Source organism: Enterococcus sp. AZ095b, from assembly GCF_051714725.1.
GTDB lineage: Bacteria > Bacillota > Bacilli > Lactobacillales > Enterococcaceae > Enterococcus_B > Enterococcus_B pernyi.
In genome coordinates, this window is record NZ_JBIOSL010000001.1 from 2,607,035 (window position 1) to 2,632,027 (window position 24,993).

General features: G+C 37.5%; 17 protein-coding genes. 2 read left to right on the top strand and 15 right to left on the bottom strand.

Annotated features, from left to right (window positions below):
- The first annotated feature begins 18 nt into the window (after positions 1-18).
- Positions 19-687 (top strand): DsbA family protein, encoded by a 669-nt coding sequence (locus tag IGJ99_RS12510; protein WP_023520411.1) that lies wholly within the window; start codon positions 19-21, stop codon positions 685-687.
- 101 nt (positions 688-788) lie between these two features.
- Here IGJ99_RS12510 and IGJ99_RS12515 read toward each other — a convergent pair whose 3' ends face one another.
- The 13 genes from IGJ99_RS12515 to spxA all read right to left on the bottom strand — a co-directional run bounded on the left by IGJ99_RS12515 (position 789) and on the right by spxA (position 17,032).
- Positions 789-1,166 (bottom strand): RICIN domain-containing protein, encoded by a 378-nt coding sequence (locus tag IGJ99_RS12515; RefSeq protein WP_438770863.1) that lies wholly within the window; start codon positions 1,164-1,166, stop codon positions 789-791.
- 422 nt (positions 1,167-1,588) lie between these two features.
- A complete protein-coding gene (locus IGJ99_RS12520) occupies positions 1,589-2,056 on the bottom strand; it encodes a hypothetical protein (protein WP_438770864.1) in 468 nt (155 codons plus the stop codon).
- Between the two features lie 981 nt (positions 2,057-3,037).
- On the bottom strand, positions 3,038-3,985 hold the full coding sequence (locus IGJ99_RS12525) for a transketolase family protein (RefSeq protein WP_023520416.1): 948 nt from the start codon (positions 3,983-3,985) through the stop codon (positions 3,038-3,040).
- 3 nt (positions 3,986-3,988) lie between these two features.
- Positions 3,989-4,846 (bottom strand): transketolase, encoded by an 858-nt coding sequence (locus IGJ99_RS12530; RefSeq protein ID WP_438770865.1) that lies wholly within the window; start codon positions 4,844-4,846, stop codon positions 3,989-3,991.
- A 12-nt stretch (positions 4,847-4,858) separates the two neighbouring features.
- The gene (locus IGJ99_RS12535; RefSeq protein WP_010734249.1) at positions 4,859-6,223 is read right to left on the bottom strand and encodes a PTS ascorbate transporter subunit IIC; all 1,365 of its coding nucleotides are present in this window, start codon (positions 6,221-6,223) and stop codon (positions 4,859-4,861) included.
- Between the two features lie 27 nt (positions 6,224-6,250).
- A complete protein-coding gene (locus IGJ99_RS12540) occupies positions 6,251-6,532 on the bottom strand; it encodes a PTS sugar transporter subunit IIB (RefSeq protein ID WP_010734248.1) in 282 nt (93 codons plus the stop codon).
- Entirely contained in the window at positions 6,529-8,568 is a 2,040-nt protein-coding gene (locus tag IGJ99_RS12545) for a BglG family transcription antiterminator (protein WP_409173619.1), read from the bottom strand. Before IGJ99_RS12545 ends, IGJ99_RS12540 begins: the two co-directional genes overlap by 4 nt.
- Positions 8,569-8,862: 294 nt before the next feature.
- Positions 8,863-10,335 carry a ribosomal protection-like ABC-F family protein gene (gene abc-f / locus IGJ99_RS12550; protein WP_438770866.1) on the bottom strand — a complete coding sequence of 491 codons (1,473 nt, stop codon included), beginning with the start codon at positions 10,333-10,335 and terminating at the stop codon, positions 8,863-8,865.
- A 356-nt stretch (positions 10,336-10,691) separates the two neighbouring features.
- Entirely contained in the window at positions 10,692-11,723 is a 1,032-nt protein-coding gene (locus tag IGJ99_RS12555; RefSeq protein WP_023520418.1) for a zinc-binding dehydrogenase, read from the bottom strand.
- Positions 11,724-12,761: 1,038 nt separating this feature from the next.
- The gene (gene pepF, locus IGJ99_RS12560; protein ID WP_010734244.1) at positions 12,762-14,573 is read right to left on the bottom strand and encodes an oligoendopeptidase F; all 1,812 of its coding nucleotides are present in this window, start codon (positions 14,571-14,573) and stop codon (positions 12,762-12,764) included.
- A 130-nt stretch (positions 14,574-14,703) separates the two neighbouring features.
- Positions 14,704-15,717 (bottom strand): competence protein CoiA, encoded by a 1,014-nt coding sequence (locus IGJ99_RS12565; RefSeq protein ID WP_438770867.1) that lies wholly within the window; start codon positions 15,715-15,717, stop codon positions 14,704-14,706.
- Positions 15,718-15,819: 102 nt separating this feature from the next.
- Positions 15,820-16,470, bottom strand: a complete 651-nt coding sequence (locus tag IGJ99_RS12570; RefSeq protein ID WP_010734242.1) for an adaptor protein MecA — start codon at positions 16,468-16,470, stop codon at positions 15,820-15,822.
- Positions 16,471-16,633: 163 nt separating this feature from the next.
- Positions 16,634-17,032, bottom strand: coding sequence for a transcriptional regulator SpxA (gene spxA, locus IGJ99_RS12575; RefSeq protein WP_019723016.1), 399 nt, complete (start codon positions 17,030-17,032; stop codon positions 16,634-16,636).
- Between the two features lie 753 nt (positions 17,033-17,785).
- Here spxA and IGJ99_RS12580 point away from each other — a divergent pair.
- On the top strand, positions 17,786-18,508 hold the full coding sequence (locus IGJ99_RS12580) for an HAD family hydrolase (RefSeq protein WP_010734240.1): 723 nt from the start codon (positions 17,786-17,788) through the stop codon (positions 18,506-18,508).
- Between the two features lie 136 nt (positions 18,509-18,644).
- Here IGJ99_RS12580 and IGJ99_RS12585 read toward each other — a convergent pair whose 3' ends face one another.
- Both IGJ99_RS12585 and IGJ99_RS12590 read right to left on the bottom strand, forming a co-directional pair.
- Positions 18,645-21,839 carry a DEAD/DEAH box helicase gene (locus IGJ99_RS12585; RefSeq protein ID WP_178946524.1) on the bottom strand — a complete coding sequence of 1,065 codons (3,195 nt, stop codon included), beginning with the start codon at positions 21,837-21,839 and terminating at the stop codon, positions 18,645-18,647.
- An 18-nt stretch (positions 21,840-21,857) separates the two neighbouring features.
- Complete coding sequence (locus IGJ99_RS12590; RefSeq protein WP_178946525.1) at positions 21,858-24,989, bottom strand: AAA family ATPase; 3,132 nt, start codon at positions 24,987-24,989, stop codon at positions 21,858-21,860.
- Positions 24,990-24,993 lie beyond the last annotated feature (4 nt).

Genomic DNA, 24,993 nt, shown 5'->3' on the forward strand with positions numbered 1-24,993 from the left:
AATTTGGGGGAGATTCGTATGATCGAAATCTATTTTTTTGTTAATCCATTGGGGAAAAACTGCTTTCATTTAGAGCAACAGCTCGTTCAATTTATTGATGAGGAATATGGAAAGAAGCCGAAAGACAAAGTACAATTTCGTTTTCTACCACTAGTTAACTTGCAGACAATCGGGGATGTCATGCAGACTAACGGGATTTCTCAAACTAATCTTGAAGAGCGCAACAAACTATTTTCCATTACTTATTCAGCCGCATTAGATTGCAAAGCTGCGCATTTTCAAGGAAAGAAAAAAGGAAGACAATTTCTTAGCCGTTTACAAGAAGCAGTCAGTTGTAAAAAAATTCCATATTCTCAACAGCTTTCTGAATCGATTTTTTCAGAAATTGGAGATCTAAACATGTTCAAAGAAGATCGCCAATCTGAATTTGTCAAAGAAGCATTTTTCTCAGACCAAAAAATGGCCCGTGAAATGGGAATAAAGAAACATCCATCTGCTGTTGTTTATAATTATAATCGTGAACAAAATTTTGGAGTATTAGTTGAAGGCATGAACAGTGTTCGCCAAATCATGGCGATCTGTCAAGGAAAAGAAGACAGCTATCAGCTGTTTGAAAGCCATCCATTGCAAGCAACGAATCCACAACTTCATTCCGGAAATAGCCATTTATCTTTGCTTTCAAATTAAATAATAGATGTGTGTATCACACAAAATAAAAAGACACAAAACAAGGTAAACTGTTTTATGTCTTTTTTACTATTTTTTCAAATCAAATATATTGTATATGGTTAAACATTTCCTACAATATGAATACGGAACCTTTGACTTGACGTACCACGACCCTCTCCTTCGGTAGCAACTAATTTCTGACCTTGTGAAGGAGCCCCATTTTCAATATCCAGTACTTTACCTGTTTCAGTATTTTGTAATACAAAAAGTCCATCACCTAAAAGTTCATCTACACCTACTTTATACAATCGCCAATTTGAATTTAGACCTGTCGTTGCAATTCTTGGATTTCCTTTGCTATCAAAAGATTTTTCGGATACAGATAAGGATGGCTGATTTGATAAACCCGTTGAACTGATGAGGATCAGTTGAGAGAGTGTACGTCTCAGTAGCAAAATTATAAAACATATTCCATTTTTGATTCCATGAGTTAGCACTATTATATATAATCACTTGGTCTAAATTGCTTTGATCCCAATCCAATACCATTCCTCTATTCATTTCACTTTGAATCTTTACAACTTTGTTGTTAAAGTAGTTAGCAACATTAGATCCTGGTATATTTTCTTCTATGCCTGCCGAGACTGTTTGGTTCCTCCTACTACTCCTAATGTCGTTACTACAAACGCTCCTACCATTAACTTTGTGAACACTTTCATTTTTTATTCCCCTTTTTTGTTTTTGTCTTTTTTCGTTTTTCTTCGATTTAAATGAAATACAGCTAGCGAAGGATCAAAGGTTACCTACTACTCTAAGAATAAATCGTTGACTAGCAGTTCCAGTACCCTATCCTTCACGTGCGACTAGGCCTTTCGTGTCGTACGGGCTACCATTTTCCAGATCCAATACTTTACCTGATTCAGCATTTTTTTAAAACATAAACACCAGCACCCACAGCATCGCCTACTCTGTACAGTTTCCAATTTACTTTTAATCCAGTCGTAGCAATCTTTGGATTTCCTTGACTATCAAAAACTTTGTCAGATACAGCCAATTCTGCTGATCTGATATAGCCGTTGATCTGGTGAGGATCAGTTGAGATAGTATATGTATCAGCACTAGAATCATAAAACATATTCCATTTTTGATTCCATGAGCCAGTATTATTGTACATGATTACTTGGTCAAGATTAGATTGATCCCAATCCAACGCCCTTCCCAAATCCATTGCACTTTCAATTCTCACCACTTGATTTTTAAAGGTGTCCGCAACATTAGAACCTGGTATGTTTTGATCCAAATCTGCCGAGACTGTTTGACTTCCTCCGACTACTCCTAACGCCGTTGCTACAAATGCTCCTAAAAATAATTTTGTGAACACTTTCATTTTTTTGTTCCCCTTTTTGTTTTTTTGTTTGATACAAATCGATTTGTTGAACACAGTATGCCATGTTTTTATTTAGTAAATTTATTTTGAGTGGTAATACAACACTATTTATTTTTTATTTAATAAGTGCGTTAATTATAATAAAAAGCACTTATTTTATAGGCTTTCTTGCTTTTTCACGCACAATGAAAAGTAAATTTACTATGAATTTTTTCATGTTTTTTATTTTTATTATTAAACATAAAAATATATTGTTTTTCAACTGTATAAAAAAGAGAATCATCGGTTACTTGAAACACCTACAATTCTCTAATTATTTCTGTTAAATTATAAATGATACACACTGCCGGACTAATTTCCTTAAACAGCAGACTGATCCTTCTTTCTTTTTTTATTGACAACAACTAGTAAAACCAAGCAGATAAGAAGACTAATGATTCTCAGTGCAGGAGTAAATAATAGGAAGATCATCAAATTAGCAAACCCTTGAACAATGGTAGAATCCGATTGATACAATTTGATCCAAAGGCTCTGCAAACACGCTCACATGGCGATAGACATATGCAGTAAATAAATACATAGCCACACCTACTCCTACTATAAGGATATTTTTTATTGATTTCGACAATTTCTGTTCCTCCATCTAGTGTTTATTGATCGGATTTCTCTTTTTGTTTCCATAATCGATCAATAAAAATTTCTTTGCTCTAACTAGAAATCCATTTTATCTTTAAATAACAAATCATAAAAAATATGTACATGTTTCTTTCTAATTAGAAAAGCTGTAGACATTCATATATCATCTCCTAATTCGTTAATCAACATTCTTCATCTCCTCACATTTATAACATAAGACAACATATTTATCCTATAAAAATCCATTGTACTACTAATAGATCACCCACTCAAAAAAGGAGTAAAAAAGGGTTACCCTCTCATTACTCCTTTTCGCTATCAAATAATCGTAGTCAATACGCTGACTTATTCCATCATCTGCTTTTTGATCCCCGCAACATCCAACCCAAATTCTTGTTGCAAGAAATCTGGTGTGCCAACTTGACCAAAACGTTCATTGACACCGATTCGTTTCAGAGGAACGCCAATCCCTTCTTCTGCAAGAACTTCAGCGACTGAACTACCTAAACCGCCAGTAATCGAGTGATTCTCAATGGTTACGATTTTTTTCTTACCAATTGCTTCACTGAGGATCAACTCTCGATCAATCGGTTTGATGGTAAACATATCGATCACTTCACAGCTGATTCCTTCTTCCATCAATTGTTCGGCTACTTGCAATGTTTCAGAAACGAGTTGCCCTGTTGCAATCAGCAGATAATCCGTCCCTTTACGCAAAACATTTCCTTTGCCTAATACAAATGTTGAACCTTTCTCATAAACAGGCGTGACGCCTTTACGATTTCCTCGTACATAATGGATTCCTGACATTTGATGAAATTCTTTGATGATCCATGCCATTTGTACGTCATCTGCCGCATCACATACTACGGAATGAGGGATGGCTTTCATTAAGGCCACGTCCTCCCAAGTCGTATGAGTTCCCCCATTGTGCCCTGCAGCAAATCCCGGATCTGAACCATAAATATTGATGGTATTCCCGCCGTAGCCACCTGAAATAAACAGTTGATCAAATACCCGGCGTGTCGCAAATGGACCAAAAGTATGGATAAATGGTGTGTACCCCGTCAAACTTAATCCTGCTGCGACGCCAACCATATTGGCTTCGGCAATTCCCATATTGATAAAGCGGTCAGGGTGTTCCTTTCCAATCGCTGTCCAACCACTTGCAGATCCTAGATCAGCATCTAACGCAATGACTTTCTCGTCTTTTTCCATCAATTCATTGATGGTTTCCACGACACAAGTTCGTAATTCTTTTTCGATCGCTGTCGATTTAGTTAAATGGAACATCCCTTATCGCATCCTCTCGATTTTTTCTTCTAATGTTCGGATTGCTTGATCTGCTGCTTGATTGACTTTTTCCGTATTGAATTTTACGGAATGATTCGCGCCTAAAGTTTCAAAATATGGAACCCCTTGTCCCTTCACGCTATCAAGTACAAGACAAACTGCTTGATCAGTCACTTCTTTACATTTGTTGATTGCAGCATCAATCGCTTGTATATCGGAACCTTTTACTTTTAAGGTATAGAAACCGAATGCTTCCATTTTTTTCTGTAAATCGAACGGGTCAAGGATGTCCTTTGTTTCTCCATCTAATTGCTTTTTATTATCATCGATGATCACGATACAATGATTTAATTTAAAATGAGCGATATATTGGAATGCTTCCCAACACTGGCCTTCATTCAACTCTCCATCTCCCACGATCAAGTACACATAGTTGTCTTTGTTAGCCTGCTTAAAACCTGTAGCGATCCCCGCAGCTATTGAAGTCCCTTGACCTAAAGAACCCGTAGTTGCATCAACACCAGGTGTTTTTTGGCGATCCGGATGAGAAGGCAGTCTTGTTCCACCTTCATTGATCGTCAGTAACCATTCTTTGTCAAAATAACCAACATTTGCTAAAGCACTGTATAACCCAGCTCCTGCGTGTCCTTTAGATAAGACCAACCGATCGCGTTCTTCCCATTGTGGATTTTTAGGATCGACCTTCATCTGCTTACCGTATAAGACGGCTAACAACTCAACGATCGAAAATGAACCACCTAAATGCCCTTGCCCCATATGTTTGATACTGATTAATGTATCTAATCGTATTTTAGTTGCTAATAATTCCAGTTCTTTTAGCTGCTCTTCCTTGATGGTCAAAATGATCCCCCCTTACTCTGCGACTGTATCTGATTTTTTACTTTTCTTTAAAAGTGTCAAACCGATCAAAACAGCAAGCACAGCGACCACACCAGAAATAACTGCAATTTGTCCGCCCATATTTGCTAAGTTTCCTAAAAAGATTCCTGAAACACCATAATCTGTATCTGAGAAAGTCGAACCTTGGAACCCGAGATCGCCCATTACTGGCATCAACAAGATCGGCATGAAACTAATGATGATCCCGTGGATAAAGGAACCGATGACCGCGCCACGTACGCCCCCAGTGGCATTTCCATAAACACCGGCTGTCGCGCCACAGAAGAAATGAGGAACTACGCCAGGAATGATCACTGTTGTCCCGGTAAAGACCATAATCACTAAACTAACTAATCCACCAACAAAACTTGTTAAAAAGCCAATCAATACGGCATTTGGTGCATAAGGGAACACGATTGGACAATCCAACGCTGGAATCGAATTCGGTACTAATTTTTCAGAAATTCCTTTAAATGCAGGAACGATTTCAGCTAAAATCAAACGTACACCGGCTAAGATCACAAAAACACCTGCGGCAAATGAACCCGCTTGTTGTAACGCATAAATAATATAATTCGTGCCATCGCTCAATGTGGTAGTAATATAGTCACTTCCGGCAAACAACGCAACGATCACATAGACGATTGCCATCGTAATCGTGATACTTACTGTTGAGTCACGTAAAAAAGCTAACCCTTTAGGAAAATTGATGTCTTCTGTTGATTTTTCTTTATTTCCAACATATTTACCGATCAAGCCACTCAATGCGTAGCCAAAGTTCCCTGTATGACCTAAAGCTACAGAGTCATTTTTTGTGATTTGACGTGTAAACGGTTGTGCGATTGCTGGAAAAATCGTATTACAGATGCCTAGCGCTAACCCACCGAATAAAATCAGACTAAACGTACTCATTCCTGTTACACTTAAAATGACTGCAATCATACATGCCATGTATAACGTTGCATGCCCTGTCAAATAAATGTATTTGTACCGAGTGATTCTCGCAATCAAAATATTGAATGCCATCCCCGCTAACATAATAAGTGCTGTATATGTTCCATAGGTAGTTAGAGCTAACGCTACTATCGCTTCGTTATTAGGAACAACTCCTTGCATATTGAATGCGACTTGAAACATTTCTCCAAATGGCGCCAACGAACTTTCTATGACCCCTGCACCAGCTGTCACAACCAGAAATCCTACAAAGGTCTTGATTCCGCCTTTAACAGTCGTTGCCACATCTTTTTTCTGCAACATATTCCCCAATACAGCAATCAATGCCACTAAGATTGCTGGTGTACTCGCAATATCGATCAATAGATCTAAAATACTATTCATTTATTTTTCCTCCCCCAAAAAAATTTTTTATAGTAATCCTTTTTGTCTACATGTCTCCGCTACTTTTTCTTTCAATTCATCTAGATCGATGATACTCTCCAACACGACGATTTCACCTAAATGTTGTGCGCTATCTGCTAAATCTCTACCGATAAAAAAGACATCTGCTAATTCTGGTGCTGCACTTCCTAGATCGTAATGAGCAACTTCCACTCCACTTACCCCTAGATCATTTAATACTGAATTGATATTCATCTCCACCATAAAACTGGATCCTAATCCTGAACCACATACTGCTGCAAATTTCATTTTTCATCTTCCCCTTCTTTGATTACATGGATGATTTCTTCTACATCTTTCGCTTCGAGTAATGACGCTAAACGTTCTTTATTCGACAAAATTTTCGTCAAGCTAGCTAAAGCTTTCAAGTGCATCTCGTTGTCCACTGCTGCTAAACAGATAAATAATTGGATGGGATGCTTTTCATCGTCGCTCAATAAGACTGGATCAGTTACCTTCAGTAATGACATCCCAATTTCTTTCACTCCATCTTCTGGTCGTGCATGAGGCAAAGCAATTCCTTTTCCGATATGGATAAAGGGCCCATGTTCCATGACCTTTTCGATCATCGCCCCCACATACTTTTCTTCGATTTTATTGGTCGTTAACAAAGGCTGAGCTGCCTCGGTGATGGCTTCTTGCCATGTCAGTTGTTTGTCCGTAAATTGTATGGTTTCTTTTGTTAATAATTCTGATAACATCGGCCGTTGATCTTCCCTTCTGTTCAATTCTTTGTTTATTTTTCTCTCGACGATCTGTCGCAGTTTCCTCTTTGTCATTCCCTCTTTCAAATCAATATATGGAAAAATCACTTCCAAAATTTCTTCGATCGAATGCACACCTCTTTCTGAAACATAAAATGCTTGTTGGACCTTTTTAACTAATTCATTTTTTTCTAAAGGAGTCATGATGGGTTTCACAACATAACTGGTCACCGGTGTTTTTAGTGGGACACTGGAAAACACCATATCAATGTCTTCCGAAAAACGAAGCATCTGATATTCTTCTGTTGATCGTGCTGGCAAAAATTCGATTTGTGGAAATAGCTCTTGTAATTCCGATTCCATGATCAAGCCAGAGCTGATGCCACTCGGGCAGACGATCATCGCCTTTAATCGTTGGTAATGATGTCGCTCCTTTTGTTTTCTGATCTCTCCACCAAATAAAATCGTAAAATAACCAATTTCTGTATCCGGAATCTCGCCAACTAATTGTTTGAGTGGATAAAGCGCTAAACGAGTCAATTCAAATAATTCTCGATATTGGGTTTTGATTTCATCGATCAACACATTATTCAATGTGAATCGATAGCGGATACGAAAATAAGCGGGAACAAGATGATAAAAGAAATTCATCAATAATTTCCGATAGTCAACAAACCGGACAGCGGATAAACGTTCCATCTCATGGATGACCTCTCTTGCACATTCCAATAAAAATTCTACAGAGTGATCCTCGATATCGCCTTGTAAAACAGTTTTTAACAGCACAGTCAAATAGCATTCTTCTTCTACTTGATTTTTGATTTGACCAAAATCTGTTAAAAATTTTTTGCTTGCTTGATAGACATTCAAAGAGGTCAGCATCTCTTTGTCTTTTTCAGTTAGAAAAACTGCTTTTTTTGTGATCCGTGACAATAAAAAACTAATAAAATACAACATTTCCTCAAAACGACTAGGAACGATGATTAAATCAAATTCCTCTAAAATACGAAGCAGGCGGTCTCTCACCACAACATAATTCGTTCTAGAAATGCCATAGATCCCTTCAAAAAGTAACCAGTGGCCGTTCTTGGTGTCTGTTAGTACTCCCACAGTTGAATAAGCTACGCGGCGAACATCAAGTTCAGCGCCATCTATGTAGAAGCCTTTTTTTCTCGAATAAATCAGTCGAATGTCTTCCTCTTGGAGTTTTATTCTTAAATTTCTGACATCTTTTAAAACTGTATTCTTACTTACATTGAATAATTCTTGAAAATAATAAACAGATAAGTCATCAACCATCGAAAAAGCAAGAAGATAAATCATGGCTTGTCTTTCCTCTTCAGAAAAATATAGTTCCTGTTTTGACACTTCGAAGAGGACTTCAGACCATCGTCGTCGAATCGCCTCTGGAACCAGTATCTCCTCTCCAGAGATATTTATTTTTTGCCCTAGCTTTTTTTCACAAAAATGATTGATTTTTGTTAATTCTATTTTTAGAGTCTCTTCCTCCAAGTTCGTCAGTCTTATCAATTTTTGTCTGTTCGTTTCCTCAAACAGATAACTCAAGCGGTAATTGATCATTCCCGTCCCCCCATTTCAACTATAATGACTTTTTACTGGAAACGCTATCACACTTCAGCCCAATTTGACTCGTGCTTTTTCCATTTTGATGGACCGAACAGAGTCAACGACGCAGCCGTGTATTAAAATTAAAATAAAAAAAGTAAGTCACCAGAAAAAAATCTTGCAAAAAGAAACAGCGAAATCCCAAAATAGGAAAAACGATTTCCGGATTTCACTGCTTATTCAGTTGCCTATTTTGGCACTCCCTTTAACTCTCACTTAGCAACAATAGCAAGCTCGTTTTACGCTGATTCAATCTCGTCGAATCAGTTTTCGATCCTTTATTTCATAGACTTGATCTGCCACTTGTTGAACAAAATAAGGGTCATGCGAGGTAAACAAAACAGTTCCATGATATTGTTTCAAAAAATACTCTAGCGCATTCATTGTCCGCAGATCAATAAAATTAGTCGGTTCATCTAGAATCAATACGTTGGAAGGCTTAGCAAACAAGGTTGCTAGTGACAGCCGTGTAGCTTCTCCTCCACTTAACGAACAAACTGATTGTTGGATAGCCTCCGGTGAAAAGCTTAAATGGTGTAGCATACTTCGGATCAAACTTTCTGGATATTCGGTCTGACGCATCAAATACTGTAGGACGGTCAGATCCTCAACATAGTGATAATCCCTTTGCTCATAGACAGCAAAAGTAACTTTGGGACTAAGCTTCACTCCATTTTTTTGCTGTAAGATGTGTCGTAATAAACTAGATTTCCCACTGCCATTCGATCCAATAATCGCGATATTTTTCCCTAGTGCGAAGGCAAAGTTAACTTCATCAAGCAGGATTTTTTCATCATAATGGATCGTCACTGATTCACCTACGACTGGGAACTTATTGTGTAAAACAGTTGTTTCTGACTGCGGGAAATCAATCGGATGCTTTTTTTGTACTCTTGCGACTTCCGTTAATTTTTCTAAACGTTTCTCCATTGACTTCGCCGCTTTCATTATCTCTTTTTGACCACTTTCTTTTTGTTTTGTTCCTGACAAACGATCAGGTTTCCGACTGTTTTTATTACTTCTGCTTTTTTGATTGGAAGATTGTGCCATTTTTTTGGCTTGTTGCTCTTTTTTGATCATGCTATTTTCTAATTTTTTACGTTCTCTCAAATAGTCATCATGCGCTCTTTCTTGAGCAATTACTTCTTGTTCTTTTTGCTTTACATAATCATCATAATTCCCTGTATATTCTTTGATCGTATGTCCCGATACTTCCCATATTTTGTCAGCTAATTCATTGAGAAATAAGCGATCATGGCTAACAAAAACTAAGGTTCCATAATAATACCGAAGTTCTTCAATCAACATTTGCACGCTTCGTTGATCTAAATGAGTGGTTGGTTCATCTAACAACAAACCTGTCGTGTACGTAGATAATACTTGTGCCAAACGATATTTCGTTTCTTCACCACCACTAAAGTGAGCCATTTGATTGGGAACTCGGAAACGGCTGAGTAACTCAAAATCGATTTCTTCGACTAGATGCTGACCAACGGTATCGATCTGTGCAAAATATTTAAAATCAATCCTTCGATCTACTCTTCCTTTTTCTGGTAGGATTTCTCCAGCTAATAATTTAAGTAACGTCGATTTCCCGCTACCATTATCTCCGACGATACCGATCCGCGCATTCTCATAAATCGCTTGCTCATTGATTGTTAATACTTCTTTTCCGTTATACGTAATCTCAATCTCTTTTAATAGCATTGCTAATGCTTCCATTGTTTGCACTCCTTTTGTGCAAATGAACATCCTTCTAACGGAAACACAAAAAAGAAGCAGCCTGTGAAAGACTGCTTCTTCAAGAATTTTGTCCATACTAAAAAAGCATAGAAAAAAAGCAAAGTTCCCGTGAATTGTCATTTACAAGTTATTTTTAAACGATTCAATTAATTGTTTAAAAATACTTGATCCAAATAAAACAACCACATGGCACATCGCTCCTTTTCTCTAATTACATTTATTTTATCATGATTGAAACCGTTTGACAAACGGTTTCAAGGTTAATGAAAGATACTATATTGAGTAATTAGATGGTAGCATTGCTTCTTGACCTCTGATCTATTCAAACTCAAGAACTATGTGATGACCAACAGTGATTTGATTGCTTTTCGTTCATCCATTGCCTCATAAGCAGCTTGAACTTGATCTAACTCGAATTGTTGCGTAAAGACTTTACCTGGTTCGATTTTATTTGATAAGACTGCTTCTAATAGTGCAGCTCGGTCGTGAGTCGTCACAGCCGCAATCCCTCCACGTAAACCGATATTACGATAAAACAAAGCGTTCGTATCCAACTCATCTACGTGAGGGACGCCAACACGTCCAACAACCGCACCTGGTCGGCCTACTTTTACAGCCGTTTCAACTGCTTGTTGTGTCCCTACACATTCTAACACTGCATCTGCGCCGGCACCTGTTAATTTCATGACCTCAGCGATTGCTTCTTCTCCACGAGCCGCAATGATATCCGTTGCTCCAAATGTCAAAGCTAGCTGTTGACGGTCTTCATGTCGACTCATCGCAATGATTTTTGATGCGCCTAACAATTTTGCTCCAATGACTCCACATAACCCTACAGCTCCATCTCCGATCACAACAACTGTATCTCCTTCTTTCACCTCAGCACTCACTGCTGCATGATAGCCCGTTGCCATAACATCTGCCAACGTAACAAAAGAATTTAACATATCATCGGAATAATCTTCTGGTTTACCAGGGATTTTTACTAACCCCCAATTCGCATTGCGATAGCGAATATACTCTGCCTGATACCCTGTTGAACCTGAAGTATCTGATAAACAATCACCATCAAACCCAGCTAAACAGGCCTCACATTCCCCACAACCATGGGTAAAAGGCACAATAACAAAATCACCCGGTTCAACGTTTGTAACATCTTCTGCTACTTCTTCTACGATACCAATCGCTTCATGTCCCGCAGCAGATCCTGCTTCTTTTTTAGAGATACCACGATACCACCATAAATCAGAACCACATACACTTGCACGTACCACACGAATGATTGCTTCGTTCTCTTGATTCAATTCTGGCTTAGGCATTTCTTTGATAGCCATTTTCCCTGGCTCTAAAAATACTGTTGCTTTCATAGCTTCCACTCCTTAGATTAATTGCTTCTAGTATATCCCCTTGAGTCAACTCCAAGTCAAATAAAAACAATTATAGCCAGTCTTTTTCCAATAAGCCGGAAGAAAATGAACTCGCTTTTATATACTCGTTATGGTATCATAACTCTGAAAAGAGAGCGTTGTATCAACAACCCTCTCTTCAGATAGCACCGTTTTACTGGTGGCTAGCTTGGTTAGTTACAGAAAATAACCGTTAAACTCGCCAAAGTTTAAGGAGCGGTTATTTTTTGTTGTCTTTGTCGCTGACGATCAAGACCAATGTTGCAAACGACAATGCAAACATCAATGCCTCAAACACAGACATGCTTATTCCTTTCTAGGAGAAAGCCACAGATCAACATAGGCATCACCTCTTTTCTTAAGGTTAGCCACCGCATCAACTTTACTATCCCTGTCAGTATACTATAAACCGAAAATTTAAACCTGAATTTTTAGATTTTTTTGTTATTTATTGTATTGCTATTTTTATCTCTTTTATTTCTCTATCAGAACAAAAGAAAATGAACTCGCTTTTATGTACTCACTATGGTATCATAGCGTTGAAAAGCGGAATTGCGTCAACAACTCCGCTTTAGACAGCATCGTTTAAAGCAATGGCTAGTCTAGATATTTACAAAAAATAACCGTTAAACTCGCCAAAGTTTAAGGAGCGGTTATTTTTTGTTGTCTTTGTCGCTGACGATCAAGACCAATGTTGCAAACGACAATGCAAACATCAATGCCTCAAACACAGACATGCTTATTCCTTTCTAGGAGAAAGCCACAGATCAACATAGGCATCACCTCTTTTCTAAAGGCTAGCCACCGCATCAACTTTACTATCCCTGTCAGTATACTATAAACCGAAAATCCAAACCTTAATTTTTAAATTCTCATGTTATTTTTAACAGTAAAAACCGGAAAAGTGTTGAGCGAGAAACTCACACACTTTTCCGGTTTTTGGCAGGATCAGAACGGACCTAGAAAGATCCAATCAATAGATCACTCAACACATGATTTCTATAATTCTTCCACTAATGCTTCTAATTCATTTAATCGTTGTTCAAACACGGCCATTGCATCTTCAATATAAGCTGCTTGGGTCATGTCCACACCAGCTTTCTTCATTACTTCTACTGGATAATCGCTGTTTCCTGCTTTTAGATACGTTAGGTAAGCATCTAATGCGCCTGGTTCTTTCTCCCAGATTTTCTTCGCTAAAGCAGATGCAGCAGAAAATCCTGTTGAGTATTGATAGACATAATAATTATAGTAGAAATGTGGGATACGCGCCCATTCATCTTTGATTTCTGGATCTTTTTCAACAGCTGGACCATAATACTTAGCATTTAATTCGCCATAGCTTTCACTTAGGTACTCACTCGTCAAAGGTGTTCCTTTTGCATCTTCTTGATGCATGAAGTGTTCAAACTCTGCAAATTGTGTTTGACGGAAAATTGTTCCTTTAAAACCATCTAAATAATGATTCAAGACATAGGCACGAACCCGAGGATCTTCTTCGGTCGCTAATAAATGTTCGGTCAAAATATTTTCATTTGTTGTTGACGCGATCTCGGCTAAAAAGATTGAATAATCACCATAGACGAAAGGTTGGTTCGAACGTGTGAAATAGCTGTGGACACTATGTCCCATTTCATGGACCAAGGTGAACAGTTGATCCAACGTATCATGCCAGTTCATCAGAATGTAAGGGTTGGTATCATAACTACCAGAAGAATAAGCGCCACTGCGTTTCCCTTTATTCTCGACTACATCGATCCAACGGTTTGAAAATGCTTCTTTTACGACAGCCAGATATTCTTCTCCCATTGGCGCAAGTGATTCAATGGCTTTTTCTACTGCTTCTTCATACGTAAATTTGATTGGTGCTTCACCTAATACTGGCGTATACAGATCATACATATGCAATGTATCTACGTTTAATAGTCGTTTCCGTAGTTCCATATATCGATGCAATAACGGCAAATGTTTGTTCACAACAGTAACTAAAGTATCATACACACTTTCAGGAATATGGTTATTGCTTAGTGCAGCTTCTCTGGCAGAAGCGTATCGACGTGCTTTGGCTTTGAAGTTGTGCCCTTTGATATGCGTCCCAAGTGTGGAAGCAAAAGTGTTTCTAAATTGTGCATATACGCTGTATAGTCCTTTGAACGCCGCTTCACGTACTTCACGATTGGTACTTTCTAATAATTGACCATATACACCATGCGATAATTGGATCTTTTCACCATTCTCGCCAGTGATTGTTGGGAACTCTAAATCAGCATTATTCAATACTGCAAATGTACCACTTGAAGCACCAAAGATTTCTCCGGCTCCAGCAAGTAATGCTTCCTGATCTGCTGACAAGATGTGTGCGCGGTTATCAACCATTTGTTTGACATAATGACGATAAACTTCTAATTTTGGTTCTTCTTCAAAATATTGCCAAATTTGCTCATCAGAAAGTTGCAATACTTCTGGCTCATACCAAGCAATTGCTTCACTCACTTTTGAAAGTAAACTTCCAGCACGAGCATACAATGCTTGATATGTCGTATTTGTCGTATCTTGGTCATTTTTTAAATGGGAATAGACATAAATAAGCTCAACTTTACGATACATTGTTAAGACAAATTCAAGCGCCTCCAAAAATGCTGTTGCTCCATTACCTAATGTTCCTTTATAATGCTCAGAATTTTTTAATTCTTCAGTCAATTCTTCGTACTTTTTATCAAATTCTTGATCGCTTGAAAAGATTGGTGTTAGGTCCCATGTCAATTTTTCAGGCAAATCTTCTCTATTTGGTAACTTCGTTGTTTCGCTCATCTGTTCCACTCCTTTTGTTCATCTTTGCAACTATGCTTTTCTGAATAAAAAATAATAGTTACTTTTTACTTACTCTTTTGAGTTTATCATAACTCTTTCATGTTTTGTATATGGAATTCTTCTCTGATTATTATTTTTGTACTAAACGTTTACACTCTTCATAAAACAATCGATAAATTTTTTGTTCATCAATCAAAGGAAATAACCACTCATTTTTATATTCCTTGATTTCCTGATACCATTTATCGAAAGAACTTGTTTTCTTATCATTCTCTTTGCATTTCATCTGTGAAAACAGCAACCGATAAAAGAATACTTGTTCAGAAAAAAAGCAAAAGAAATCACTTCCTTCATAGAACCACGATTCAAGATAAAGCACATGCTTCTTTCTTAGATAGCACTGTTCTTGTACTCCTAATACTTTTTTATTTTTTCGAATGATTTGTTTTGCTATCCAGTCTTTTGTTTTCACGGAAGAAGAACTTGGTATTTTTCGCAATGAGCCACTTTCGACTTCTAATACTGTTAATAGCTCTTTCTCAAAAAAGGACCAAGAAGATTGTTCAAACCTGATTTTCCCCGATAAGTCTGTGAAGATCTGACTATATAAGTAAACCCTTTGCGTAGACCAGTCGATTTGCCAAAAGTGGAGCTGTCGTAAATCGTCGTAGTAGCAAAACTTTTTTTCTAATCTTAAGCAATCGTTCCTTTTGAAAAATTTCATTCCTAATAGCCACCAAACAACATACCCATTTGCTTTGTAATTGATCGTCCTTTCGATCATTCGCTCATAAGACAATGGAGAACATTGGATCTCAAACGCATGATGACCAACCAAGATATCCGGACGTTGCATCAGTTGTGATAGATATCCTTCCATTTCTACTCTTGGATAGCTTTTTTTCAACCATCGGAAACATTGTCTTTTTAGATTAAGATGCTCTTCAGATTCCGCCTCACTAAATACTTGGCAGTCCGAAGTATCATGATGGAAAAAATGGGCGATTCTCTTCATTCCTCTTTTTAAAAACACTTGATTCCCACAGTTTGGACAATAGTAGTCGCACTCTTTTGTTGCATCAGTTGCTAAAAAAATAGACCCTTCTTTGTCTTTGGCGAGTAACATCGACTCACTTCCTTTCATTAGATAAATACGCCAACGAAAAAAGGTCTCAACAAATGTTGAGACCCTCGACAAAGCATACCTAGCAATGTCAACTATCGCTGTGTTAGCCTATCCTATGCTTTATTCAAAATAAAATTTTACTCGTTCCAGAGCATTACGTTCCATCAATTGCTGCCCATATTCATTCAATGCTTCAGCTGTTCGTGTACTTTTCTCAGCGAATTCTAAAATACGTGCATATTGATTTTCAACATCGGTTTGATTTAGATTTTCCATCCAAAAGTGAACAACTAAATAATAACGTTCTTCTAATTGGTATAGATCTGTCCAAGCTGATTCTAACTGAACATCATTGGCAAGCTGGATCACTTGCTCAAAGTCATTGAATACAAAGATTGCTCGTTGTTCACTTGCAGTAGTTGATTCTGTTAAGTCGCTTTCCTCTTCATTTGCAAGCATTTGACCTTGAAGAAACTCACTAACATCTGCGCTATTCAACGTCGATTCATTGTTTTGACCGATCTCTTCGTCTGGCATATTCTTACTGATAAACAGCTCTAGGCCATCCCCTTTTGGCAAAACTTGGAAAGTGACAGCTTCGCTACTTTGGAACTCCTCTTCAATATCCACTTCTTCTAAGATACTATAAAAAAAGTTTTCAATTTCTCTGTGGTTACCTAATAAATCTAAAAATGAGACCCCACGTTCTTCTAGGTCATCATGACCAATCATTACACGAATCGTATTCTCATTGATATGTTCCATTTCCATATGCTACACCTCACTTTATCCCAACTATCCATATAGATTAATTGTAGCGAAATAAGAATAAATGTAAAGAAAAAATCATTAAGTCCTAAAAAAACACAATTTATTTTTAATAAAAAAAAACTTAGAAAGACATCACATCCTCCTAAGTTTCATTCTGTGTTTTCTATAAACCAGCCATTAGCTGGGCTTGACGTAATTCTAATTGACGAACATCTCGTGGTAAGAAACGACGAATTTCATCTTCATTAAAGCCGACTTGTAGACGTTTGTTATCGATCATAATTGGTCTACGTAACAAACCAGGATTGTTTTGTACGAGCTCTAAAAGTTCTTGTAATGGTAACTCATCAAGATCCATGTTTAATTTTTGGAAAACTTTTGAACGGGTAGAAATAATTTCTTCTGTTCCGTCTTCCGTCATTTGTAAAATTGCTTTTAATTCAGAGCTATTAAGAGGTTCTGAAAAAATATTTCGCTCTACAAATGGAATCTGATGCTCTTGCAACCACGCACGAGCCTTTCTGCAGGAAGTACAACTTGGGGAAGTATATAGTGTTAACAACGTGCATCACTCCTTTTTGTGATTATAGCCACATTTTTGTAACAGAAGATCCTGAATATCTTCCATCTGTTTCTATTATACCTAATCAACATTTAAATAGCTAGCTTTTTTTTAAATTATTTTTTAAAAAAATGAAAGTTATCTAAGACAGATATACAGTTAAACCAAGGTTTCTACTTAATTTTGAGTAAAAAAATTAGAGTTTTCAAATACTTTTACAATACAAAAAACACATAACACAGCACAAAAATCTGTACTAGTCTTTTTGAAAACTTTAAAAATGATAGCGTTTTTTTCACATGTAATGTTTTTTATTTATTTAATAACAAAAAAAATTTAAAACTCAGAAAATAAAAAAAACTAAAAAAATGTTGATTTTAACGCCACTATAAAATTGAAGTAGCAGATGCGTTCAACGGAAAAGTTAAAACCTACTAGCCAGCTTGCTAGTTAACGTTATTTTATATTTTGCTAATTTTATTTTTTCTGTATTAAAAAAACAAGTTATCTTTTGTTTTATTTATTTTTACTATTATAATCCATTTGACAAAGTGGAAAATAGATTTGTTGATTTCTTTATAATAAAATTAATTATTTTTAGTTAAAAAAACTAAAATACACAAACCTTATTCTGTCAACTAATAAGAAATATAGTAATAAAAACCTTTAAATCTCAACGTTTTTATCACCTTTTTTTTGATACAATAAGCGAGGATTTGTGAAAAGATAGAATATTGAAAGGCGTGTAATAATTTGATTAAATCAGTTGTATTTGATGTTGACGATACAATGTATGATCAGCAACAACCATTTAAGAATTCAGTTCAAAGCGTGGTACCTCAAGTAGCAGAAGAAGATATGCATGGATTATATATCCGTTTCCGCCATCACAGCGATGAGAATTTCCCAAAAGTCATGGCTGGAGAATGGACACTCGATTATATGCGTGCACACCGCATTAGTCAGTCCTTGATCGATCTAGGTTATTCACCTATCTCTGATGAAAAATGCTTAGTTTTCCAAGAAGTCTACGAAGAGGAACTAGCAAATATCTCTCTTCATCCTGAAGTAAAAAAAACACTTGATTTTCTTAAAGAAAAAAATATTCCATTAGGGATCATCACCAATGGACCAACTGATCATCAAACAAAAAAATTAAATCAACTTCAATTAACAAATTGGATTCCTGCTGATTGTATGCTAGTTTCTCAAGCAACTGGCTTTCAAAAACCAGAAAAGGAAATCTTCCAATTAGCCGAGAAAACTTTCAATATGTCACCTAATGAAACACTATACGTTGGCGATAATTACGAAAACGATGTGTTAGGTGCTAAGAGTGCCAATTGGCAGACGTTATGGTTCAATCACCGCAAACGTTCCATCAACGAGCGTCCAGTGTGTGATGTAGAGATCAACGAGTTCGATCAACTGCTATCCGCTATAAAAACTGCTGTAGGAGAAGCTCAGCTTGTCTGATCAAATAAGCATTTGCGAATAAATAAACAAGAAAAACCAAGGAAGATCACTGCGCAGATTTGCGTGGCTATCTTCCTTGGCTTATTTACTGTTTCCTGTATAAGAGAGTAATTACTCAATAAATGATCTTTACGCTTTATTCGTCATTTTCACCAATACTTAGAATCAAACGAATATCGTCTTCTGTTAGTTTCGTCAATTGTTCTTCGTTTCCTTGGATTACTTTTTGGAACAATTCTCGTTTTTCTTGCTGTAAGGAATCCATTCGTTCTTCGATTGTTCCTTCAGCAATCATTCGCCATACTTCAACAACATTTTTTTGTCCAATACGATGGGCTCTTCCAGCAGCTTGTTCTTCGATCGCTGGGTTCCACCATAAATCATAAAGGATGACTGTATCTGCGCCAGTTAGATTTAACCCAGTCCCTCCTGCTTTAAGTGAAATAAGAAAGACATCTTTTTCACCCGCGTTGAAAGCATCGACCATGGTTAAACGATCTTGTGCCTTTGTACTTCCTCGTAAATAAAAGGTACTTAGCCCTAATTCAGCTAATTCCTCTTGAAGGATCGTCAGCATACCCGTAAATTGGGAGAACAACAAGACACGACGGTTATTTTCTTTTGCAGCTAGTAATAAATCTTTTACTTGTTCTAACTTACCTGATCCACCTTGGTAGTCTTCTACAAACAAGCGAGGATCACAACAAATTTGACGTAAACGTGTCAGTCCTGCCAAGATGCCGATCCGATTCTTTTTGAACGACTCTGAATCCATAGCTGATACTTCTTCACGCATTTGTCTTAAATAAGCAAGGTACACTGTTTTTTGTTCTTCCGTCAACGCAGAATAAAGATTCATTTCAGTTTTTTCTGGTAAATCTTTGAGAACTGTTTGCTTATCTCGTCTTAAAACAAAAGGTCGGATCATTTGCGCGATTTCATCTGTCGTCAATTCTCTAAAACGTGTCCGATTCGGAAAGAATCCCGGCATGATCGTAGCAAATAGTGACCATAGTTCTTCAAGGCTATTTTCGATTGGTGTCCCACTTAAAGCAAAGCGCTGTGGAATATGCAACTCTCGTAAAGCTTGAGCAGTCTTTGTGCTGCTATTTTTCACCATTTGCGCTTCATCTAAGACTAAATAATTAATCGTCGATGATTGATATTCAGAAAGATCCTGACGTAAGCTCGCATAAGAAGTAACACGAATATCTACTTTTTCAGCTAACAAAGTTTCTCGCTCTTTCTTATTGCCATTGATCACTTGGACACTCAATGAGGGTGCAAACTTTTTCACTTCGGCTTGCCAGTTATAGATCAAACTCGCCGGTGCTACGATCAAGGCGTCCAACGCACCTTTTTCTTCTTTCTCCGAAAGCAGAAAAGCAATAGTCTGCAACGTTTTCCCTAGACCCATTTCATCAGCTAAAATGCCACCAAATTGATAATGACCTAACATTTTCAACCATTGGAAGCCTTGCTTCTGATAGTCTCTAAGCTCTGCTTGCAAATTCTTTGGTAAAGTGGCTTTGTAATTCGTAGGATCGATCAAGTCTTGAGTCATTTGTTGGAAAGAATCGCCAAAACTAGCATTACTTCCTGTAAATTGTTCTTTGATCATCAATCCTTGATTTTTTGGCACTTGGATAACGCCATCGTCTGAACGGATCGTATCTCTGAATTGTTGTAGGATTTTGCTTGTTTGTTGGAATTCTTCTGAATCAAACGATAATACCTGTCCACTTTCTAAGGTATAAAATGAATCATTTCTTAACAAACTCTGCAAAACATTGTCGATTTCATGCTCGTTGATTCCTGTCACATCAAAGCGGATATCTAGCCATGATCCTGTTTCTTCTACTTCGATCTGTGGTTGGTGTTTTTGTGCATCTAGATATAATTCCCGTAATTTTTTTCCTATACGGACTTCTCCAAATTGACGAAAAACAGCTAATTCTGTCCGGAAAAACTGATACAAAGCTTCACCTTCAGGTAATGGACGTTCGTAGCCCGTTTTATTTTTCCGGTAACGGTACATACGAAACAAATCAAGGACCCGCTGTTCTTGCGCCGTATCTCTCAATATTTCGGTAGTTTGCTCAGCAAGCGTTTCATGTCGTTCATCTGTGGAGAACACAACATCTCCATATACAAAATCGATCCTTGCTTGAATTTGCCCTTTCATTTTTTTAAAAACAAAGACAAACTCTACTGGAATATCTGCGACTTCTGCTGTCACTTCATCATCAATAGCAACGGTTCCTATCTGATCTAAAAGCGGTAAAATTTCTTTAAATAAAGAAGACAATTCTTTCTTATGAAAGGCAACTTCTGGCTCTTCAAAACGTTTCATCAGTTGTTTCCAAGTCAAATAGATCGTCTGTTGCTGTTTAGTCAAATGATAGATAGTACCTTGTCTGATCCCCCACTGATAGTGAGACAAGAACAAATCAAAGTCACTTACGGCAGTCAATTGATACTGTGTTTCTCTCTTCTTGACTTGAAAACTTAGCGGTTTCGTATCATCTGAAAACTGGATGCCATGATAAGTTTGATCATTGATCTGTAGTTTCAAACGTGTCGATTGATTCATACGCTCTAACAAAGATTTCGATTGATCGATTGGCAAAAGTAAGTAACGCTTGTCTAATTTCCCTTTTACCAAGACACCGTTTGCGCCTAATAATGTTTGTGTCTGTGCAATACCTGCGAATAGCTCCATTAGTTGTTGATCTTCTTGTTGGAAAACTCGGTGCTCTAAACGGAATTGATACTGTTTATTGACCGTATAGTTTTCTTCTTCTGTATACGCCTGTAGAAATTCATAAATATTTTTTACGATGTATGTCTTCTTAGGTGTTTCTAGAAAGCCCACACGTAGATAAACCGCCAAAATAGAAAGTTCTGGATGGTATTGATTGGTTTCGATCTGTTCGACATGATAATCGATCACTAAGGGTTGCAAGGATTTAGTAGAAGTCTTCCCTTTTAATCGGGCAAATCCTTTTGTCAATAGTTCTCCTTCACTGGTCTTTTTCGTTGGTTCGATCATTTTTTGATCTTTCTGCATGATACGAGAAAGTTGTTTCGATCGTAAATAAAGTTCTACTGCAACAGTGTGCTTGCAATAATGATGTTCTTCCCAGTATGGGCATTGACAGTAGTCGATTTCTTTTGCTGTACCATCTAAATCAACTAAATACAGCTCGCTACCTAAAACCTCTGCATGCCACACATTATCTTCTTGATCTGGGACAACCGATAACACACGGTCTTCTTGCAAATATTGACGCCCTCTTGCAATGACTTTTTCCGGAATACTCCATTTCATTGTTATCAATCTCCCTTCTTAACCAAAATGGTAGTGTATTTCACTCTGTCCACTACCTTTTGTATCAATTCGTATTTGTTGCAAGACACGTTCTTTCAACTCACGTACATGGCTGATGATCCCGATCATCCTGCCTTCGCTTTCAACTGTTTCTAATGCTTCCATCGCCATTTCCAAGGCTTCTTCATCCAGTGAACCAAACCCTTCGTCAATAAACAATGCTTCGATCGTGATTCCACCAGCTTGCGCTTGAATCACTTCTGCCAAGGCTAAAGCTAATGATAATGCAGCAATAAAGCTTTCGCCTCCGGATAAAGTATGCGATCCTCTGGTCGTTCCTGCTTCATCATCGTACACGTTGATCTCCAGGCCAGTCTTTCCGCGGTAGCTACCAACTTCTTCATCTAATTCAAACTGATAGCGGCTTTTTGTCAATCGTATCAGATGTTCATTAGCGACTTGCAAGACTTCTTGTAAATAAACTTGCAAGACATAACGTTCAATACTTGTTTTTTTAGGATTTTCGCCATTCATTGTCTGTGATAATTGTTGCAACTGGATCAATTCATCTAGTTGTTCCTGACTATTTTGATAACTTGTAGTAAATTCCATGATCACTTTCTGATTGGTTTTATACTCTTGTTGTAAGTGATAGATCAATTGTTGTTGCTCTTCAATGTGTTGTTTGATTTTTTCGATTCGTTCACTCAACACTGTCAAATCTTGGGATTTTTCATCATAAGTGACATGTGCCAATTGTTCTAAGCGAGTGGAAAGAACCAACTGTTTCGTTTGATAATCCTTGATCGTTGTTTTTCTATTTTCGTATGTGACTGTTTCTTTTAACAACGCTGCTATTGCTTCTTGCGAAGAAAAATCAGTGTGTTGCTCTAAGAAACTAGAGATTTTCCGTTGTTCTTTTTCATATTGAGCAATTGTCTTTTCGATTTGTTCAGTCAACGCTTCGATTTTAGTCGTCAAAACAGCTGATTCTTGCTGGAGTTTCTCACCTTGGGCCATTTGCTCTTCCAATTCTTGCTTGCTCTTGCTCGACTGTTCGGCTAATTGATCAGCTTCTTTTACTAAAGTATCAAGGTCTTCTGCTCCTAATTGTTGACTCAATCCTGCCATCTCACCTTGGAGTCGTTGGATTTTTTCATTATGGAGCATTTGTTGAGCTTTGATCTGTTCACTTTGTTCTTTGTTGCTGGCTAGTTCTTCCATGACCCTTACTTGTGCTTCTTCTGCTTTTTTGATTTCCTTTAAACGAGCATTGAGGGTTTTCTCTATTTCCGCCAACCCTTGAACAATATCTTCTTGGACATCTATTTGGAAGGTGGCTTTTAACTCTGTGTTCAAATAAATTGCTTGTTGATCCAACTGTTGACTCATTTCCACTTGTTGCTGGCTTAAACGAGCAAGCTGTTGGTTGATTTCTTCGATTTCTGCTTCTTTTCGACCAATTTCTTGATGCGTTTTTTCGATCGATTGTTCTGCTTGGACCATTTTTTCTTCAAGCACAGCTAAGTTTTCCTGCACTGATTCACGATTATCCGGTGTCAATGGATGCTCCGTTGCACCACATACTGGGCAAGGTTCACCAGGTATCAATAGGGTTTGTAAATAAGTAATTTGTTGCTTTGCCCAGTCGCTTTTACATTGATTGAACTCGTGTGTTTGTTGTTCAAGTAATCGTTGTTTTTCTACCAATTGCTCTGTTGTTTGTTCAAAGTACTGATGATTTTTTACTAGTTCTTTGTCAAGGTGATCAAGGTGTTGCTGTTGTTCACAGTAACGTTCCCCTTCTAAACGTAAACGTTCATAAACCAACTGTTTTTCTTGTAGTTCCCCTTGGGTTGCTAAAACGGTTTGACTCGTTTGTTGTCTTTCTTGAAGGATCAATTGCTGATCTGCCAGTTGTTGGATTTCTTGCTGTAACTCACTGACTTTTTTTTCCATTACGGAAAGTTCCGATTGTTTTTCTCTGAAAGTATCGGCCACTGGGATCAATCGTTGCTTTTCTTGGAGCGTTTGACTCATTTTTGCTATTTTTTGTTCGAGATTTTCTCGTACGTCCGCCTGTTCTTGCCATTTCTGTAAATCACTTGTCACCTTATTGCACGCAATAATTAGTTGCTGTTTCTCACTTTCCTGTGTGGTAAGTGATTCTTGATATTCTTGGCTACGTTCAAGCGGTGTGCGCAATTGCTGAGCAACTTCATAATGGGAAATCCATCTTTGGTGCTCCTCGATCACTTGTTGTTGCTCATTGAGCACTTGTTGTTCTGCTAATAATTGTTGCTTTTCTTCATAAGCAGATTTTTGATTTTTCCCGTGGTAGTAATCCGTCTCGCTGATTTTTTGTTCTTCTTTCAGTTGCTCTAATACTTCTTGCTCTGAGGCGAGCCTTGTTGAAACTTGATCTTGATACTCTTTCCACTCATTGATCACTGTCTCAAAAGATTGTAGACCAGCCGGTTGCTTCTCCTCATAGGAACTAAATTGCCTTTGCAATAAGACTAATTCTTGCTCTAAATGATCCAGTTCTTTTTGCTTGTTCTTGGCTTTTTCTTTCAATTGTTCGGTGAATCGTTGAAAGAATTGTGTGCCGAATAAGTTACGTAAAACTGTTTCTTTTTCACTACTAGAGGAAATCAAGAAATTCCGAAATTCTCCTTGCGGCAGTAAGACGATCTGTGAAAATTGTTTCGCATCTAAATTCAATAGTTCTTTGATTTCTTGATCGACTTCACTACGTTTTGTTAATTGTCGAATTTCTTTTCCTTTTTCATCAAAGATCGTTAAACTGACTTTTGCCGCCTGTTTTCTCATGCCCTCACCCTTGCGTTTAGCTAACAATTGTTCAGGCTTACGTTCGACTTCATAACGCAACTGTTGATGTTCAAACGAAAAAAAGACACTCGTTTCGTCTTCTGGTGTCGCAAATAATGACCGCATCTCTTTGCCAGACCGCAACCTTCCAGATGTTTCTCCAAAAAGCGCATAAGTCATGCCATCAAAAATCGTTGTTTTGCCAGCCCCTGTTTTTCCTGTAATCAAAAACAAGGCCGCTTGGGTCAATTTTGAGAAATCAATCGTTTCATCAATAAATGGGCCAAAATTTTTCAATCGTAACGTCTGTGGTTTCATACTT

Coding starts and splice junctions, on each gene's coding strand:
- IGJ99_RS12510 (WP_023520411.1), top strand. CDS start 19: ATGATCGAAATCTATTTTTTTGTTAATCCATTGGGGAAAAACTGCTTT.
- IGJ99_RS12520 (WP_438770864.1), bottom strand. CDS start 2,056: ATGAAAGTGTTCACAAAATTATTTTTAGGAGCATTTGTAGCAACGGCG.
- IGJ99_RS12525 (WP_023520416.1), bottom strand. CDS start 3,985: ATGTTCCATTTAACTAAATCGACAGCGATCGAAAAAGAATTACGAACT.
- IGJ99_RS12535 (WP_010734249.1), bottom strand. CDS start 6,223: ATGAATAGTATTTTAGATCTATTGATCGATATTGCGAGTACACCAGCA.
- IGJ99_RS12540 (WP_010734248.1), bottom strand. CDS start 6,532: ATGAAATTTGCAGCAGTATGTGGTTCAGGATTAGGATCCAGTTTTATG.
- IGJ99_RS12545 (WP_409173619.1), bottom strand. CDS start 8,568: ATGATCAATTACCGCTTGAGTTATCTGTTTGAGGAAACGAACAGACAA.
- abc-f (WP_438770866.1), bottom strand. CDS start 10,335: ATGGAAGCATTAGCAATGCTATTAAAAGAGATTGAGATTACGTATAAC.
- IGJ99_RS12555 (WP_023520418.1), bottom strand. CDS start 11,723: ATGAAAGCAACAGTATTTTTAGAGCCAGGGAAAATGGCTATCAAAGAA.
- pepF (WP_010734244.1), bottom strand. CDS start 14,573: ATGAGCGAAACAACGAAGTTACCAAATAGAGAAGATTTGCCTGAAAAA.
- IGJ99_RS12565 (WP_438770867.1), bottom strand. CDS start 15,717: ATGAAAGGAAGTGAGTCGATGTTACTCGCCAAAGACAAAGAAGGGTCT.
- IGJ99_RS12570 (WP_010734242.1), bottom strand. CDS start 16,470: ATGGAAATGGAACATATCAATGAGAATACGATTCGTGTAATGATTGGT.
- IGJ99_RS12585 (WP_178946524.1), bottom strand. CDS start 21,839: ATGAAATGGAGTATTCCGGAAAAAGTCATTGCAAGAGGGCGTCAATAT.
- IGJ99_RS12590 (WP_178946525.1), bottom strand. CDS start 24,989: ATGAAACCACAGACGTTACGATTGAAAAATTTTGGCCCATTTATTGAT.